We start from the raw sequence: 16836 nt of genomic DNA, 5'->3' as shown, positions 1-16836 counted from the left end.
GCTACTGAGCCCGCCGCAATTTCATTAATTGATGAGCTGACTGTCGGATGGGCTGCGGCGGAACAAGCTTAAATCAGCAGAGGAACAGGGCGCAAAGACGCTCTACCCCGTTCTTCCTTAGGCTCCCCTTCTCGCCTTGCATTACATCGATAATTCCTTGGCCTTGTTCATCATCATGGTCGCGTGCACCAAGGTTGCGCCACCTTTGATGGCGGCGGCCACGTGCACGGCTTCCATCATTTGCGCTTCGTCGGCTCCCTTTTGCAGGGAATCGGCGGTGTACGCATCGATGCAGTACGGGCACTGTACGGTATGGGCCACGGCCAGGGCAATGAGGGCTTTTTCCCGCTCCGAGAGGGCCCCCTCCTTGAATACCTCGCCGTAGTAATCAAAAAATTTGCGCCCCATCTCCGGCTGCCATTCGGAGATGTTACCAAATTTGGCCAGGTCGGCGGGGTTGTAGTACGAAGCGTCGTTCATGGTAGCTAGATTAATTAAGCAAAGAATGGAGGAGAGAAATTATTGATGATGGTAGCGGCGCGGATGAATTCGAATCTGACGGGCTGGTCAAACACTAAAACTACCGCCGACTGGAGAATACTGGACGATGCTATTTCTTAAAGCACTGTATTTGCCTCGTGCAATTGAAAAACAGCTAACGATCCTTTCACGGGGAACATCCTGAGTTATCCCCAGGAAGTTCCTGGTAAAAAATGAAATGTATCCATCATAAACATACAGGCATATTGCGAGTCGCTCCATGTTGAAATATCCGTTTTTGAAGCGATGCCATCTATTTTTAAACAAGCTGCAGCCAGGAAAACAAGTAAAAAGCTTTTGTCTAAATCCAAAAAATTAGACACTTTTTCATAAACAGATCGTTGCCAATATATATCTATCAGGGTGCATGATCTAATATAGATCAAAGCAGCTAGGTCATACTTATTATCTATTCCGGGTTCAGCCCATCCATTAGCCAGCTTTTGTAAACCTTCAGAGAAGGGAAGCTTCTTTAAAAAGAATCGGACTTTTTCTACACACTGGCCAAGTTCCGGGTACACTGAAAAAATTATCCTATAAAACTGTTCCCATCCACTTTCTAATACCTCACGCAACATAATTAAGTACGACAGCAGTAACCATTCGTCTACAGATATTTCCGCATCGGTTTTTAGCTTATTTCCCAGTCCCAAAATAATTTGTTCCTCTTGCAAAAACTGTTCGACTGTATGAAGAAGCATCGGAGCAGTTTCTGCCGGCTCAGACTGTATGCTTTCAGCATATTTTAGCAATTGATAAATTCTCTCCAGCCTTTGGGCTTTCATCTGATCAGCCAGAGAAATAGTGAGATCAACATGTATTAAGTTTAAAACGCGAGTCCACATACAAGCCTTTTAAATACTTATTCTACGTAGGTCAGTTTGCCAATAATCTGCTCAACATTTGAGATAAAACTCTTATTTACTCTACCGCCAGTCGGTTGACAAGCGGTAATTATTCCAAGCTTTCAGCGACCAGACTCAGAGAAGTCGGGCGTTACGTTTCCGTTCCAGGCCGCCGCCTCAAATGTTCCCCACCACCGTCATTGTGCTCAGGGTGGGGTTGACGCTGCCCCCCTCGGGCTCCACCGTCATGGCGAAGGTTTGGGCGCTGGCAATGTCTTTCATGGGCTGCAAGCCTTCGCCCAGAGCGGTGGCGGCGGTGAGTACCCCGGCGTCGACGGGCTTGCCCTTGTCGAGGGCCCAGAGCTGGTACTGCTTGCCGGCGGGCAGCGGGGGCAGGCTTCGCACGTCGACGTATACCTTGTGCGTGGCGGCGTTGAACAGCACGCGGGCGCGGGCCGTTGGGGCGGTTTTAGTGCCCGCCAGGGCCACGGCGCGAAACTCCTCGCTGCGCAATACCTCGTTTTCCTGGCGTAAGCCGCTGAGTCGGCGCTCCACGACCTGCGAGGTTTGCGCAAAACGAGCCTGGTCGTTCTGCAGGGCCACCAGACTCGCGCTGGCGTCCTTCCAACGGGAGTAGAACAGGGCATTGGCCCCGAGGCTCAGGATGAGGGCGACCGAGGCGGCCAGGGCCCAGGTCGACCGCGGGGCGGATTCCGAGGCGACTGGGGCCGACGACAGGGGCCGGACCACCGCTTCCTGGGCGGCCGGGTGGGCCGGGGCCATTGTAGCAGCGGGCTCGGGCGCAGGGGCATTGGCCTGGGCCACGGCATCGACTTCGGCGCGCAAGGTGCTGGTGGGCGCCGCAATTTGGGCCAGGACGTTACCCAGGACGCGTTCGCGCATGCCGGTGGGCGGAGTCAGCGCGTGGGCTTCGGCGTAGAAGCCCAGGGCTTCTTGTACGCGTTGCAGCTCCGCTTGAATTTCGGGATGGCGGGCCGCCTGGGCTTCAACGGCGGCTTGCTCGGCCGCCGAGAGCTCGCCGAGCGCGTACTGCTCGAGGATGCCCGATTCTATATAGTCTTGAATCTTTTCCACAATTGATTTAGCGAATGAGTTTGCTAAGGACTTTGATAGCGGTCCGGGCCCGGGTTTTCACCGTGCCCAGGGGGATGTTCAGCTCCTCCGCCACCTCACTTTGCGTGAAGCCCTCGAAATAGAGCAGGTCAATAATTTGACGCTGTTCGGGAATCAATTTCTGGGTGATTTCCTGCAGGCCGATGTGCTCGGGGCGGAAGGTAGCCGGCGCGGCTTGACGCAATGCCGTCAGACTATCGTCCAATCCCTGAGTACGGCTACCTACGCGATGCTGCCGCGAGCGGATTTTGTCGATGCTTAAATTTCGGCAAATATTAACTACCCACGTGAAGAGCCGGCCCTTAGACGAATCGTAGCTGGCAAAGGCGTGCCAGATTTTAACCAGTGCTTCCTGCAGCACATCTTCGGCCTCGTCTTCGGATTTCACGATGCGGAAGATCACGCCGTAGAGCGCCGACGAATACCGTTCGTAAAAGAGGGTCATGGCCGATTCGTCGCGGGCCTGAAGCCGCCGCACGAGGTCGGCCTCGGCGGCGGGAGGTAGAGAAATAAGGGGAGTATCGGACACAGCAGGAAGAGAAGTAGGAAGAATAGGGAAGTCGGAAAGGGTACTAGGTCAGGCGCACGAAAATACGGTAACCTGAGCAATCCGGCCCGGCCGCGCCAGCGCGCCGCAACCGAAGCTGCCTTCCCGGAGTTGAAGTCGCGGGGCTCAGCGTAATTGCGGAGCTCGTTCCGCCTCGTTTTCCCTGATCGGTTGCCTCATGCCCATCGAATCGTATAACCCCCATACCGGCCGCGTTCTGCGCCGTTTTACCGCTTTTAGCTGGGCTAAAACCGAGCGCGTTCTAAGCCAGGCCCACCGGGCGGCGGCCCCGTGGGCGGCCACGTCGTTTGCCGAGCGCGCCGCCGTGCTGCGCCGGGCCGCCGCCCTGCTGCGCGAGCGCCAAGCTGACCTAGCCCGCCTCATGGCCCTGGAAATGGGCAAGCCCGTTACCGACGGCCGGGCCGAGGTCCTGAAATGCGCCGCCTGCTGCGAGTTCTACGCCGAACACGCCGCCGGCTTCCTGGCCGACGAAGTCATCCAGACCGACGCCCGGCGCAGCTTCATCAGCTACCAGCCCCTGGGCGTGGTGCTGGCCATCATGCCCTGGAACTTCCCGCTCTGGCAGGTGGTGCGCTTCGCCGCGCCCGCCCTGATGGCCGGCAACGTGGGCCTGCTCAAGCACGCCTCCAACGTGCCGCAGTGCGCCCTGGCCCTGGAAAAAATATTTCACGACGCGGGCCTGCCCCCGGCCTGCTTCCGCACCCTGCTCATCGGCTCCGATTTGGTCGAGCGGCTACTGGCCGACGACCGGGTGCGGGCGGCCACCCTCACCGGCAGCGAGGCCGCCGGAGCTTCGGTGGCCGCCATCGCGGGCGCTCAAATCAAGAAAACCGTGCTGGAGCTCGGCGGCTCCGACGCCTTCGTGGTGCTGGCCGACGCCGACCTCGAGCGGGCCGCGAAAACCGCTGCCCAGGCCCGCATGATCAACGCTGGCCAGAGCTGCATCGCGGCCAAGCGCTTCATCGTGGAAAAGCCTATTATCCGCGAGTTTATCCGCCAACTGAAAAACCATCTGCTAGCCCTGCGCCCCGGCGACCCCCTCGACGACACCACCCAGTACGGCCCGCTGGCCCGGCCCGACCTGGCCGATGAGCTAACCAGGCAAGTAGCCGACTCCGTGGCGCAGGGTGCCCGCGTGGAGCTGTTCGGGGGGCAGTCCAAGCCCGGCACGGCGCTCTTTCGGCCGATGATTCTGTCGAACGTCAAGCCCGGCCAGCGGGCCTACGAGGAAGAGCTGTTTGGGCCCGTGGCCCTGGTGCTCGAAGCCAAGGATGCCGACGATGCCGTGCGCCTGGCCAACGACTCGCGCTTCGGCCTCGGGGCGGGCATCTGGACGGCCGACCTGCGGCGGGGCGAGGCCCTGGCCCGGCGAATTGAAAGCGGAGCCGTTTTCGTGAATGGCCTGGTGAAATCCATGCCCGAGCTGCCCTTCGGCGGCATCAAGAAGTCGGGCTACGGGCGCGAGCTGTCGTACCTGGGTATCCGGGAGTTCGTCAATCAAAAATCGATCTGGATTGGCCCGGAGGCCAACATCCCGGCCAAGGTGGAGTAAATTCGGTGCCGGGTCGAAATCATCCCCCGCCCCGCCGGTATTTATTCGGGACTCCGAACGCGGCTCGCGCCGCGCGGGCGGCCAATGGCCCGCAGGCGGCCGTTGAAGCAGGGCCATCAGGTTGGTACGGCGCCCCCGGATAGTGCCGAAACGCGGCGCGGGCTTGCTACAAATACCCCACGGCCCGATACGTCACCCACCCGGCTAGCTCGTGCACCAGCAGGCTCCACAGCGCCAAGGCTTCGGGGCTGGGCACCAGCCAGTAATTGGGCTTGAGCGAGCGGTCGACGGTTCGAAAGTCGGCCGGAAAAGGAATGGGCCGCAAGCCCGCTTTCGCGAAGCAGCCCAGGGCCCGGCGTTGGTGAAAGGCCGAGGTAACCAACACCAACGACCGGATGTCGGGGTGAGCGGCCAGGAGCTGCTTGGTGAACAGCGCATTTTCGCGCGTGTTGCGGCTGCGTTTTTCCAGCAGGATGTCGGCGGCTGGCACGCCGGACAGGCGGAGCAGCGTGGCCATCTCGTCGGCTTCGGTGGGGCCGGACGAAAATACGGCGCCCGACCCGCCCGACACGATGATGCAACGGACTCGCCCGGCCCGGTACAGCCAGAGCGCATTGGTGAAGCGGTCGGCACCGGGCCCGAGGTAGACCCGGTCGTGGGGCGATTTGCTGCCCTTCGTAACGCCGGTGAGCAGCACGGCCGCGTCGGCCTGGGCAGGCAGGTCCGCCAGGGGCACCGGCGGCCGCTCCCAGGCCAGCAGCGCTTCGTTCACGAGGGCCGAGTTCGTACCGAGCAGCACCAGCCAGGCTGCCGCCACCAACCACCGCCGCTGGTTACGGGGCGGCCGTGCCACCAGGGCCGCCAGCAGTAAGGCCAGCAGCCACACCGTGGGCAGCAGCACGAGGTCAAGAATCTTAGAGAGAAAGAAAAACACCGATTACCTGATAGTCTGCGAAGAGTTAGAACCCGGCTCGACCGGGCTGCTTTCTGGAATGGGGCAGCCACCAAGGCAGTGGTTGCGCCGGGTTAAGTTAACGGCGGTGGCCCAGAGTACGGCTTGGGAAGGCCCCAGGTTAGTTTAATGAAACTCAAATAATCCTGAATTAAATGACAAATTTAAAAATAAGACTACGGTCATGCTGACCACCTAGTCGATCTGGGCACTTAGAGCCTATTCGGAAAATGTCTGTCCTAGAAAAACAAAACGTCCTGCTGCGACTTCGCGGACACCTGATGAGCAGGACGTTCTGGTTATTTTCCGGATAGGCACTTAGAACAATTCTCAAGTCAGGGTGCCGTTTTTTAGGAATTAAAAATGAAGAATTAAAAATCGGCTGGTCCATTTTTTAATTCTTCATTTTTAATTTTTAATTCTTTTCTCCTATGCGAAAACTGCTCTAATCAGCTATTTAGCCTCTTCTTCTCCTAGCATTAGCTCGCGGATGTATTTCACCGGGGCGCTGCCGTAGCTGAGAAACTTTTCGTGGAAAGATTTCAGATTGAAGCGCTTGCCCTGCTGCTGCCGGAGCTCTTCCCGCAAGGCATAAATCTCCGAATAGCCGGTAAAATAACTGCTGAGCTGCACTTGGCTGAGCGTGGCCCGCAGCCACTTACCGCGGGCCTCGGCCTCCTCCTGGAAGCCGTCACGGCGCAGCAGGGCCACGGCGTCCTGCTCGCTGAGGTTGTCGACCTGAATCGCGTGGTCGATGATGGTATTGAGCGTCACGCGCATGTTCCACTTGTCCCACAGCAGCCACATCTCGTCGGACTGGTTGCCGTAGCCGTTTTCCAGCATCATGCGCTCGGAGTACACGGCCCAGCCCTCAATCATGGCCCCGTTGCCGAAAATGCTTTTCACCAGCGAGGGCGAGCGGTTGGCGTACACCAGCTGGGTATAGTGGCCCGGAATGGCCTCGTGAATGTTGAGGATTTGCAGGGTGTAGTCGTTGTACTCGCGCAGGTAGCTCTCGGCCTGGGCGGGCGTCCACTCGGCCGGTAGGGGCTCCACGTTGTAGTAGGTGTTGGCGGTTTTGTCGTAGGGGCCGGGGGCCGACACGCTGGCGCCCGCCCCGCTGCCGCGCATGTAAAGCGGCGTTTCGCGGACGATCAGGGGCTTGCTGGGGTCCTGGGTCAGGAGCTGGTGGTCGTTCACGAAAGCCACCAGCGTCGGAATCTGGCGCTTCACGGCATCCACAAACCCCTCGCGGGGCGCGTGCTTTAGGGTGAGCTGGTGCACCACGGCGGCAATCAGGGCCAGGGTGTCGGCGGGCGCTTGCTGACCGGGGAAGTACTTGGGGTAGAGCCGCGCGGCGCGGCGGCCCATGTCGTGCAGCAGCTCGGCCTTGTGCCGGAGGGCTTGCTGATAAATTTCGGCGGCCGAGAAGTGCGACTGGATGTCGTAGGCGAACTTCTGGTTGAACAAGTCCCGACCGATGCGAAACGAGCGGTACTTGCCCGCGGCGGGCACTTCGTTCTTCAGAAAGTCAAGGTATCCCTGCACAGCCAGCCGGGTAGCGGCAATGCGGGCCGTGAGGGTCTGCTTTTCCGCCGGGCTCAGCCCTGATTTCCGCACGGAATCGGCCAGGGCCGCGCCGAACACCGCCAGGCCGCCGGCATTTTGCTTGATGGCCAGCTCGGTGTGCTCACGAGTGGGGCTGCTTAAGCTGGCCCGAGCCGCCGCGTAATAGTCGGCCGCGTGGCTGATTTTGTCGGAGATATTGCGCAGGCGCCGGTCGAGGCGGTAGTGGCGGCCATTGAGCAGGTCGCCCACTACGGCCCCCAGGTTGTAGGCGGCGGGGTTCCACTGCCAGCTCTTGAGCGTATCGGCATACCAGCGCTGGGCCCGCAGCTCGTTACGGAGCAGGCGCAGGTCGATCTGGTTGCCGGGCGAGAGGCTGTCGAGCGCAAACCGGCCGAGGGCGGCCAGGTGCTGCTCCACGAAAGCAGCATCGCGGCGGCGCTGAGCAGCGTCGGGAATGACCAGCAGCGAGTCGTACTTATGGTAGCCCTGCGCCGCCGCGTACTCGGGATTTTGCCGCCACAGGGCTTCAACGAACTGGTTTTTGTAGGCCTCGAAGCGGGCATCGGGCCCGGTAGCCGTGGTGCCGGATTTGTCGGCCGGGGAGCAGCCGGCCACCATTAGGGCCAGAAGCGGTACGTAGCGGAGTTTCATGTCAGCGGGAGGGAAAAGCAGAAAAGAATAGCTTAGCAAGGAAACAAAAGAACGTCACACCGGGCGTAGTGCAGCGTCCCGCGTACCGGGAGACCTCGTTCGTTTCAGGCGCGAAGCCTCAGCAGAGAGGACCCGGAAGCCGGGCGACTTCACCAGCGCAAGACCGGTGCTCCCCCTCCACGGGAGCAGGGTTAGGGAGTGAGGTTCCGGCGAATGACATACTTTGTTCGGAGGACAGGCGGGCACGACGAGCAGGTGGGCCGGAGCCTTAAAGGAACGCCGCAAAACCTGCTCGTTGCAAAGCGCTGCCGTAGGTTTGTTCTGGCCCTCGGGCCCATATCGTAATCAAGCTCCACCCTCCCACTCAAAATTCCCCCATGAACACCTCTCGCATCGAACACGATTTTCTGGGCGAGCGCATCCTGCTCGACTCGGCCTATTACGGCATTCAGACCCTGCGCGCGCTCGAAAATTTTGGTATTACGGGCATTCCCATCAACACCGAGCCGCTGTTTGTGCAGGCCCTGGCCTTCGTGAAGAAAGCCGCGGCCCTGGCCAACTGTGAGCTCGGCGTGCTGCCGCGCCACCTCGGCGAGGCCATTGCGGCGGCCTGCGACCGGGTGGCGGCCGGGGAGTTCGACAACCAGTTTCTCACCGACATGATTCAGGGCGGCGCGGGCACGTCGGTGAACATGAACGCCAACGAGGTTATCGCCAACGTGGCCCTCGAAATCATGGGCCACCCCAAGGGCGAGTACCAGTTCTGCCACCCCAACAACCACGTCAACTGCTCGCAGAGTACGAACGACGCCTATCCGACCGCCTTCCGCATCGCCCTCAACAACAAGCTCGTGGGCTACCGCGAAACCTTGCATAACCTGGCCGACGCCTTCGCCCGGAAAGGCGAGGAGTTCCACGACGTTCTGAAAATGGGCCGTACCCAGCTCCAGGACGCCGTGCCCATGAGCATGGGCGACGAGTTCCACGCTTTCGCCACCAACCTGCGGGAGGAACTGCTGCGCATCGACGACTCCCGCCGCCTCATCGACGAAATCAACATGGGGGCCACGGCCATTGGCACCCGGGTGAACGCGCCGGCCGGCTACCCCGAGCTCGTCACCGAACACCTGCGCACCATCACCGGCCTCAACCTCAGCCTGGCCGGCGACCTCTTCGAAGCTACTTACGACACGGGCGCCTACGTGCAGCTCTCCGGCGTACTGAAGCGCACGGCGGTGAAGCTGTCCAAAATCTGCAACGATTTGCGCCTGCTTTCCTCCGGCCCGCGCTGTGGCTTCCACGAAATCAACCTGCCCGCCTTGCAGCCGGGCTCCAGCATCATGCCGGGCAAGGTAAACCCCGTGGTGCCCGAAGTAGTGAATCAAACGGCCTTCTACGTCATCGGCGCCGACCTCACCGTGACCATGGCCGCCGAGGCCGGGCAGCTGCAGCTCAACGTGATGGAGCCGGTGATTTCCTTCGCTCTGTTCACCAGCATCAGCTACATGACCAATGCCTGCCGCACCCTGCGCGAGAAGTGCGTGGTGGGCATCACGGCCAACAAGGCCCACGCCGAAAACCTCGTGCGCAACAGCATTGGCATCGTCACCCAGCTCAACCCTGTCATCGGCTACGAAGCCTCGGCCGATATTGCCCGGGAGGCCCTAAAAACCGGTAAGTCGGTGCACGACATCGCCGTAACGGAGCGCGGATTATTGAGCGAAGAGAAGTGGAATGAGATTTTCACGTTCGAAAACCTCATTCGCCCCGTCTTTATTAAATAACGGGCGTTCTGCGGGGAATCAGGCGGCTTGCCGGCCGAAGTCGCGCGGGCCCGGAGCCGGGGCATTCGGCCTATTCTGCAGGAGAGCTCCCCGCCGCGCCTGGCAACGGCGGCCTTGGCGGTGGTGTTTATGATGCCTATGGGTCGGGAGAAGTAAAACCCGGCCATCAAACGGAGCGGGCGGCCACCGTTTCATCCGCTGACGGAAGGGGTAGCGTATTGGCCAGCTTGATTTTTAATCAGTAGTTGCCGTAACGAGGCCAGGTGCGCCAACAATACCAAGGGCACCACGCAACCAGGCAGCCAGACAAATGGGAAATGCAGGATTGCCACGTTGGGCTGCTCGAAAGCAAACCGCTGCACCGGCGAGGGCGCCGAGAATATCGCAATCACTACAATGTTAAGCAGCAGCGCCAGGCCGACGAGCTCCCACACGAGCAGCAGCTTATTGGCCGAGGGCTGGTTTCTGAATACGTGGTAGTAAACAAGTGGGGCGCTTAAGCCCGCCAGTATATCCCAATTCCGGCCTTCAAAGGTCATCAGCTGAGGTATGACCTTGTGCAAGAACAGCGCGTATAAAATCAGCTCCACGGGGATTCTGACCACGTGCAGCAGTAGCAGGGCCTTTGTTTTCAGGCGGGAGTCCAGATACGCTCTACCCCGGGTGGTGAGGAACAACGCGACGATGACCAGCGTAGGCGGTACTACCACCAGCAAAAACCGGGGCGGAACGGCATCGGTGACCAGATAGAACCCGCTTAGCGCCAAGGCCCCCTGCAACAGCAGCCACGGCAGCAGCAGGGCTAGGAAACGCCAGGAATTACCCGTTGCCCGGTAGAAAAGTGCTACGGCCAAGCCGGTGATTAGCCCAAAAGCAGTGCTGATGTAAGCCAGTACATTTTCCATTGCGTTAGACTTTACATAGTCGCTACGCAAATAAACCAGGTTCGACCAAGCTGATACTTGCCAAATGACAATAATTTATGCCAAATAATTACAATTCACGAATTCCCCTTGGGCCTGGCTCGTATGCGGCTCAGAGAGGTATTGGTTATGCCCAGGTAGGAGGCGATATTTTTCAGTGGCGCGTGCTGCATTATTTGAGGAGCCTCCCGTAGCAGGTGTTCATATCGCTCCGTGGCCGAGTCCATTATCATGGACAACATTCGGCTTTTGAGCGACGCGATGATTTTTACCAGCACGGACCGGACAAATTCACGGAACTCATTTCGCGAATGGAACAAGGCGTTCATTTGCTGGTGAGTAATAAACCAGCCCTCGCAATCGGTTAGCGCTTGGATGTTTTCTGCAGAAGGAGTACGCCTGAAGAAGGACGAGTACTCGAAAACTATTTGCTCGGCGGTATAAAAGGCCGTAGTTACGTCGTTACCGTCCTTATCGTAGGAGAAGGCTCGCATAAGGCCGGTACTCAGGAAAAAATACTCGTCGCTCACCCAGCCTTCCCGAAGCAAAAAATCGTGCTTACCGATGGCTTTCGGCCTGAAATGAGCCGCAATTTCCACTGCCTGCGATGGGCTGATGAATCCGGAGCTTTCCAGGAATTGAAGCAGTGTCTCATTTGCCATTTCTTACCTCGGACCGCTACGGGGTGGGGTGAGTTTAAACTGCTTGAGCACGAATAGCGGGTTCAAGCTCTTTATAAGAAGAGAGTTATATAAAAATTTATTTCACTGATTCATTGGGCATCCCCTCATTGGTGAGGCGAAATGGGTTGTCTTATTGCAGATGGGCATGTTTTCCAGTGCGTTGCACTTTATGTAGGTGCCACACAAAGAAACCAGGCCGGCGCTGGCTGCTGCTTGCCAAATGACAAGAACTTACGAATTCCCCTTTGTCCCGGCTTCTATTCGGCTCAGACAGGATCAGTTACGCTTGGGTAGAAACCGATATTTTTTAGCGGCGCATACTTGCATTATTTGCTCATTAGCGTAAAAGGGCGTAGTCACGCAGTCACCGTCCATAGCATAGGAGAAGGCTCGCATAAGGCCGGTACTCAGGAAAAAACACTCGTCGCTTACCCAGTCTTCCCGAAGCAAAATCGTGCTTAACAACGGCCTTCGGCCTGACATAAGTCACACTTTCTACTGCCTACGCTGGGCCAACGAATCTGGAACTTTCCAGGAATTGAAGCAGTGTCTCGTTCGCCATTTCTACTGAGACTGCTATGGGGTGAGTTTAAAAATCTGAGCACGAACGTGACCTGCTCAAACAGTTTTAGAGCGGTTTTCAGATCAGTGTACGGGGTTCAGTTGGTGAAAACCCAGCCCCGGTTCGCTTCAGGCGCGAAGCCCCAGGGAGGGGAGCCAGACGGTAGGGACACGAACCGAAAAACGGCTCTAAGAGGTGAATTCTGTAAAATTTATTTCGGGGTTGGCAGGCATCGTCTCATTGGCGAAACCGGTTGTCTGGCTGCAGAAGCCTGCCGCACCAGTGTTCGTATCGCTGCGTGGCTGAGGCTAGTGTGATGCACCATATTCTTTTAGCGCCACAAAGCCTTTTGCCGTCGTATAGTGGGCACTAGCCAAGCACCGCTGAGAGCACTGCGGCACCTGATAGTACATACCCCCTTCTTACTGCGCATCGGAGCCGGCGGCCGCTTGGGCAAGCAATGCCGCGGCCTTAGCTAGCTTTTTCTTGCGCCAGGGGGCATCCTGCTCCCAGTCGCCGGCCATGATGCAGCCGTAGGGCCTAACCTCATCGATAATAGCGGCCAGGTTGAAATGCGAAATCTGGCGCTTTACTTCCTCGGCATTTTTATACGCGCTCGGCAGCTCGGAAATATCAATTCGATTAAAGTAAAACCGCGCGTCAATCCCCCGGGTTTCTTCGGCAAAGACGTCGTCTATCGACTGGCTTACTTTGCTGTACTTGTGCTTGGTGCGGCTCAGGTTGCGGCCGGCGCCGTGGGGCGCGAACCCCAGGTTATTTTCGTTGGTAGCGCCCTCCACTATCAGAATAGGCTGGGCCATATTCAGGGGAATAATGCGGGGGCCGGTAATGTCCGGCATGAACTTCGGATCCAGGGGCGTGGCGCCTTTGGCGTGGTAGAATAAATCACCGTCTTTGAACACGAAGTTATGCTCGTTCCAATACCGTTGCTGCACCGTAGCAGCTAGCTGGTGCGCGATGGCGTCGTGCAGGCACAAGTGGTTGTGCTTGGTCCATTTGCGAATGGTTTGCAAGGCATCCCAATAGTGCTGGCCTTCGACCGACTCGCTGGGCAACCAGGCATTCTGCGGAGCAGTTTCCGGTGAAATCTCCCTTCTGAAATTCTCGGCTACTTTCATTCCGTTGCCATACAGCACGGCCCCGACTCCCCGCGAGCCGTGGTGGGTGACGAGCATGGTGTCGCCGGTATTCCTGGAAACCCCGACGTACAAAAAGTGGTTGCCGTCGCCCTGCGTGCCCATGTGCTCCCGGGCCAGCTTCAGGCTACGCTCAGAGTTCAGGAAAGGATTGGCTTGCAGCTCGGCCAGGATTTCCGGGGGCACCGGCAATTGATTTTCCGGGGGCCGCCCGCCGGGGCCAAAGTGCGTAAGCTGCTGGGCAACGTCCAGCACCGTTTTAGGGTCAGCTTTGCCCAGGTTGGTCAGCATCACCGAACAGCAAATGTCGGCGCTGTGCATACCGGGATGAATGGCGTTTTTGGCCACTACCACGCCCCCCACCGGAATCGTGCCCAGGGGGCCCGCCGGGCAGGCATCGGGCATAATGGCGCCCTTAACCACGGTGGGCGTACGCATGAGCTGGCTCATTGACTTCTTTACGTAGTCAATGTTTTCCTGCTCGACGGCGGTATCGGCGCTGATGTTCTCGTAGAACTCGGCGGGATTTTCCAGCAGCGGAATAACCGGCCCCGGCTTCACGGTATCCAGGTAGGCTAACATCGTTTCACCGGCCAGGTCATGGGCATTTATATGCTCCAAAGCCTCCTTAAACCATTTTCCTGGTTTTAGGCCGAGGTTCAGCAAATCCTTACCGGTTACCATTGGTTGTGTAGTTTAAGTATTAAAGTACTGCGAACTAGGTTAGTTCTGATGGATAAGCAACGTAAACTTACGCGTAGAACCCGACTCGTCCCCCTGCTTGTCAGGCGTTTTGCTAAGCGATAAGCTCGCTTCAACAACGCAATGGTTTGAAGCCCACAAAACGCCTTCGCCAAATTGCCGGGCTTTTTAATTAAAGAATAAATTTAAATAAAGTATTATTCCAAAACTTTTTCACCAGCCAGTAACCCGCGATAGCTTGTTTCGAGCGGTGGGGAATTAAAACCGGGGGTTGCATACTTTGCAACCCAGCGGCAGTACCGCCCCGAAGCCCGGCGCTATTCCCTGAAAACCGCCCTGAACTTTCCTGGCCACCCGTTACTTTGCAACAGGACCGGCTCCGCCGGCTGCTATTCCCTATGCTCAAACACCTGCTCCTAGCCACTCTGCTGCTGCTGTCGCTCACGGCGGCCGGGCCTACCTACAGCTTCAAAATAGCTAAGCTGCACTACGGCGGCGGGGGCGACTGGTACGCCAACAAAACGTCGCTGCCCAACCTCATCAGCTTCTGCAACCAGACGCTGAAGACCAACATCGCCCCCGATGAGGCCACCGTGGAGCTCGATGCCCCCGAGCTGCTCTCCTACCCCTTCGTGCACATGACCGGGCACGGCAACGTGAGCTTCACCGCCACTGAGGCTAAAAACCTGCGCCGCTACCTCACCGGCGGCGGCTTCCTGCACATCGACGACAATTACGGACTCGACAAATTCATTCGTCCGGAGATGAAGAAGGTATTCCCCGAGCTGGAATTCGTGGAGCTGCCCTACTCCCACCCGATTTACCACCAGAAATACGCTTTCCCGCAGGGCCTGCCCAAGGTGCACGAGCACGAGGGCAAGCGGGCCCAAGGGTTCGGCCTGCTCTACAAGGGCCGCCTGGTGTGCTTCTACAGCTACGAGTGCGACCTCGGCAACGGCTGGGAAGACGTGGGAACCTACCCCGAAGACTCGCCCGCCACGCACGAGGCCGCCCTGCGCATGGGAGCCAACCTGATAGCCTACGCGCTGACCCAGGATTGATGCCGCGGAAGCTTTACCGGCATAGCAACATTCAAACGACCATTGGCTACCAAGCCCATTTTATGACCAAAAGCGCTGATGATGCGCTGGGTACGGGGCTAGAATTTTAGTGACCTAGAGCCGTTTCCTGGTCCGTGTACCCGCCGTCAGGCTCCCCTCTTGGGGCTTCGCGCCTCCCGCGAACCGGGGTCGTACCCGGTAGGGTTGGCCCCGTAGGGGTCTCGTGAGGTTTTCCCGGCTGCGCCCGGTACACGGAGCTGAAAACTGCTATTTTAAGGTGTAGAATCGTTCGGCGCCGCGGCGAAAGTTATTTTCCGGTGGCCTGATCGGTCGAAAGCTTCGCTGATGCTCCCCGCTAAAAAATAGCTTTTCCGCAATGATGAGGTAATGTAGCTGGTCAAGCTTTGCAGAATAATCCTTGCCTATTTCTTGCAAAATGCTTAACCGATACGTACTGGCCCTGCTGGCTGGCGGCATGGTCTTCCCTGGCTGCCATAAGGATGAGGAGACCCCGGATGCCGCGGTAACTTACCCGGCCTATGCGGAGGCTGCTAGCCCCAGGACGCTATCGACGGCTCCCAATGGCACGGTGCTCTACAACGGGGGGTTCGGCTCCGCGCTGGCGGCCGATCCGAACGATGCCCGCGTCTTTTACTTGCTCACCGACCGCGGACCTAACGCTGCTGGTACCGCGGCCAGCTCTATTATCTTCGGCAAAGCGGATTTTACGCCCCAAATTGGCAAGTTCCGGCTGAAGGACAATCAGTTGGTCCTGGAACAAACCATTCTGCTAAAGAACGCTGCTGGCCAACTCCTCACGGGCCTGCCCAACCCGACTGGCCAGGGCAATACCGGCGAAATTGCCTACGACATCAACGGCCAACTGCTGGGTACCAGCGCCGACGGCCTCGATTCGGAAGGGCTGGTGCTGGCCGCTGATGGCACGTTCTGGATAAGCGATGAATACGGGCCGCACATCGCCCACTTCGACGCGACGGGCAAGCAGCTGGAACGCATCAATCCCTTCGGCACTGGGCAGGGTGGACGGGCCCTGCCGTTGGTGCTGGCCCGCCGTCGCCCGAACCGGGGCATGGAGGGCCTCACCCTCACCCCCGACGGCAAAACGCTGGTTGGCCTAATGCAATCGCCGCTCCACAACCCCTCGGCGGCGGCGGTAAACGGTTCAAGGGTGCTGCGCGTCCTGCTGTTTGACCTCGCCACCGGCGCTACTCGGCAGTATGCCTACCTGATGGAAAACGCCAGCCTGACGGGTTGCAGCGAGATTGCAGCCATCAGCAGCACGTCGTTTCTGGCTCTGGAGCGCGACGGGCTGTACGGCGGCAACAGCACCTCGCCGGCCACCTTCAAGCGCGTGTACCAGTTTGACCTGGCGGGCGCAACGGATATTTCGGATGCCGCCAACACGACCAGCGGCAAGCTCTACAACGGCCTGACCGTGGAGCAGCTGAAGGACCCAGCGGGCCTGACAGCCGCCGGCGTGGTGCCGGTAAGGAAAACGTTGGTGCTCGACCTGCTTTCCGCTACTTCCCCGGTGTACCCGCACGACAAAGCCGAGGGCCTAGCCCTCATCGGCCGGGACTTGCTAGCCGTGTCGAATGACGACGACTTTGGGGTGGTAGACAATGGAGCTAACAGCTTCGCTCCTAAGACCCTGCCCGCTACAGGTAAAGTCGATGTTAACCGTATCTACTTCTTTAAGTTGCCTACGCCGCTGCGGTAGCCTTCACGCAGCCACAGCAAGACCTAGAGCGGTTCTCAAGTCCGTGTACCGTTTTTTAGGAATTAAAAATGAAGAATTAAAAATCTGTTGGTCAATTTTTTAATTCTTCATTTTTAATTTTTAATTCCTTCTCCTATGCGAAAACTGCTCTAGGTCAAGCAAAACCGGCACAGCCTCTTGCCGGCTGCACGTAAGGCTAGTAGCATAAGCACTAAAATGGGCCGCCCGGGCTTAGGACAGAGGATGTCGGGCAAGTCCGTCCGGATAGGCTAAGCACGATTCTTAAGTCAGTATAAAGAGAGCAACTGCTGAAACCTCGCCGGGCCTACGGAGCCGGCCCTACCGGGTACGACCCCAGTTGGTTTCATGCGCGCAGCCGCAGGAGGGGAGCCAGGCGACAAGCACACGGAAC

13 protein-coding genes are annotated in these 16836 nt (G+C 58.4%); 4 read left to right on the top strand and 9 right to left on the bottom strand.

Annotated elements, in window-relative coordinates; genetic code table 11:
- Positions 1-141 precede the first annotated feature (141 nt).
- The 4 genes from IC235_RS02830 to IC235_RS02815 form a co-directional block, all read right to left on the bottom strand.
- A complete protein-coding gene (locus IC235_RS02830) occupies positions 142-480 on the bottom strand; it encodes an arsenosugar biosynthesis-associated peroxidase-like protein (protein WP_191003645.1) in 339 nt (112 codons plus the stop codon).
- A gap of 206 nt (positions 481-686) precedes the next feature.
- Complete coding sequence (locus tag IC235_RS02825) at positions 687-1385, bottom strand: hypothetical protein (RefSeq protein ID WP_191003644.1); 699 nt, start codon at positions 1383-1385, stop codon at positions 687-689.
- A gap of 177 nt (positions 1386-1562) precedes the next feature.
- Positions 1563-2480, bottom strand: a complete 918-nt coding sequence (locus IC235_RS02820; RefSeq protein ID WP_191003643.1) for an anti-sigma factor — start codon at positions 2478-2480, stop codon at positions 1563-1565.
- Between the two features lie 7 nt (positions 2481-2487).
- Positions 2488-3048, bottom strand: a complete 561-nt coding sequence (locus tag IC235_RS02815; protein ID WP_317173520.1) for an RNA polymerase sigma factor — start codon at positions 3046-3048, stop codon at positions 2488-2490.
- Between the two features lie 196 nt (positions 3049-3244).
- Between IC235_RS02815 and IC235_RS02810 the strand changes: the two genes are divergently transcribed.
- Positions 3245-4639, top strand: coding sequence for an NAD-dependent succinate-semialdehyde dehydrogenase (locus IC235_RS02810; RefSeq protein WP_191003642.1), 1395 nt, complete (start codon positions 3245-3247; stop codon positions 4637-4639).
- Positions 4640-4805: 166 nt separating this feature from the next.
- Here IC235_RS02810 and IC235_RS02805 read toward each other — a convergent pair whose 3' ends face one another.
- Positions 4806-5573: a YdcF family protein gene (locus IC235_RS02805; RefSeq protein ID WP_191003641.1), complete on the bottom strand. Its 768-nt coding sequence runs from the start codon at positions 5571-5573 to the stop codon at positions 4806-4808.
- Positions 5574-6044: 471 nt separating this feature from the next.
- Positions 6045-7811: a DUF885 domain-containing protein gene (locus IC235_RS02800; RefSeq protein ID WP_191003640.1), complete on the bottom strand. Its 1767-nt coding sequence runs from the start codon at positions 7809-7811 to the stop codon at positions 6045-6047.
- A 377-nt stretch (positions 7812-8188) separates the two neighbouring features.
- Between IC235_RS02800 and aspA the strand changes: the two genes are divergently transcribed.
- A complete protein-coding gene (gene aspA, locus IC235_RS02795; protein ID WP_191003639.1) occupies positions 8189-9595 on the top strand; it encodes an aspartate ammonia-lyase in 1407 nt (468 codons plus the stop codon).
- A gap of 191 nt (positions 9596-9786) precedes the next feature.
- On the opposite strand, the gene IC235_RS02790 is transcribed toward aspA, so the two are convergent.
- From IC235_RS02790 to IC235_RS02780, 3 genes are all read right to left on the bottom strand, one after another.
- Positions 9787-10500, bottom strand: a complete 714-nt coding sequence (locus tag IC235_RS02790; protein ID WP_191003638.1) for a hypothetical protein — start codon at positions 10498-10500, stop codon at positions 9787-9789.
- 95 nt (positions 10501-10595) lie between these two features.
- A complete protein-coding gene (locus IC235_RS02785; protein WP_317173519.1) occupies positions 10596-11117 on the bottom strand; it encodes a Crp/Fnr family transcriptional regulator in 522 nt (173 codons plus the stop codon).
- Between the two features lie 1068 nt (positions 11118-12185).
- On the bottom strand, positions 12186-13604 hold the full coding sequence (locus tag IC235_RS02780) for an RtcB family protein (RefSeq protein WP_191003636.1): 1419 nt from the start codon (positions 13602-13604) through the stop codon (positions 12186-12188).
- Positions 13605-14020: 416 nt separating this feature from the next.
- Between IC235_RS02780 and IC235_RS02775 the strand changes: the two genes are divergently transcribed.
- Together IC235_RS02775 and IC235_RS02770 are read left to right on the top strand one after the other, a co-directional pair.
- Complete coding sequence (locus IC235_RS02775) at positions 14021-14683, top strand: DUF4159 domain-containing protein (protein ID WP_191003635.1); 663 nt, start codon at positions 14021-14023, stop codon at positions 14681-14683.
- A gap of 436 nt (positions 14684-15119) precedes the next feature.
- Positions 15120-16424, top strand: coding sequence for an esterase-like activity of phytase family protein (locus IC235_RS02770; RefSeq protein ID WP_223847041.1), 1305 nt, complete (start codon positions 15120-15122; stop codon positions 16422-16424).
- Positions 16425-16836: the final 412 nt, after the last annotated feature.

Origin of the sequence: Hymenobacter montanus, assembly GCF_014699115.1 — a bacterium.
In the GTDB taxonomy this organism is placed as follows: Bacteria; Bacteroidota; Bacteroidia; order Cytophagales; family Hymenobacteraceae; genus Hymenobacter; species Hymenobacter montanus.
Note: the sequence above shows the minus strand (reverse complement) of the source record. Positions and strands in the feature narration are given on the sequence as shown.

What these genes read in the sequence shown, in the direction of transcription:
- IC235_RS02830 (WP_191003645.1), bottom strand. Translation starts at nt 480, where the DNA reads ATGAACGACGCTTCGTACTACAACCCCGCCGACCTGGCCAAATTTGGT.
- IC235_RS02825 (WP_191003644.1), bottom strand. Translation starts at nt 1,385, where the DNA reads ATGTGGACTCGCGTTTTAAACTTAATACATGTTGATCTCACTATTTCT.
- IC235_RS02810 (WP_191003642.1), top strand. Translation starts at nt 3,245, where the DNA reads ATGCCCATCGAATCGTATAACCCCCATACCGGCCGCGTTCTGCGCCGT.
- IC235_RS02800 (WP_191003640.1), bottom strand. Translation starts at nt 7,811, where the DNA reads ATGAAACTCCGCTACGTACCGCTTCTGGCCCTAATGGTGGCCGGCTGC.
- aspA (WP_191003639.1), top strand. Translation starts at nt 8,189, where the DNA reads ATGAACACCTCTCGCATCGAACACGATTTTCTGGGCGAGCGCATCCTG.
- IC235_RS02790 (WP_191003638.1), bottom strand. Translation starts at nt 10,500, where the DNA reads ATGGAAAATGTACTGGCTTACATCAGCACTGCTTTTGGGCTAATCACC.
- IC235_RS02780 (WP_191003636.1), bottom strand. Translation starts at nt 13,604, where the DNA reads ATGGTAACCGGTAAGGATTTGCTGAACCTCGGCCTAAAACCAGGAAAA.
- IC235_RS02775 (WP_191003635.1), top strand. Translation starts at nt 14,021, where the DNA reads ATGCTCAAACACCTGCTCCTAGCCACTCTGCTGCTGCTGTCGCTCACG.
- IC235_RS02770 (WP_223847041.1), top strand. Translation starts at nt 15,120, where the DNA reads ATGCTTAACCGATACGTACTGGCCCTGCTGGCTGGCGGCATGGTCTTC.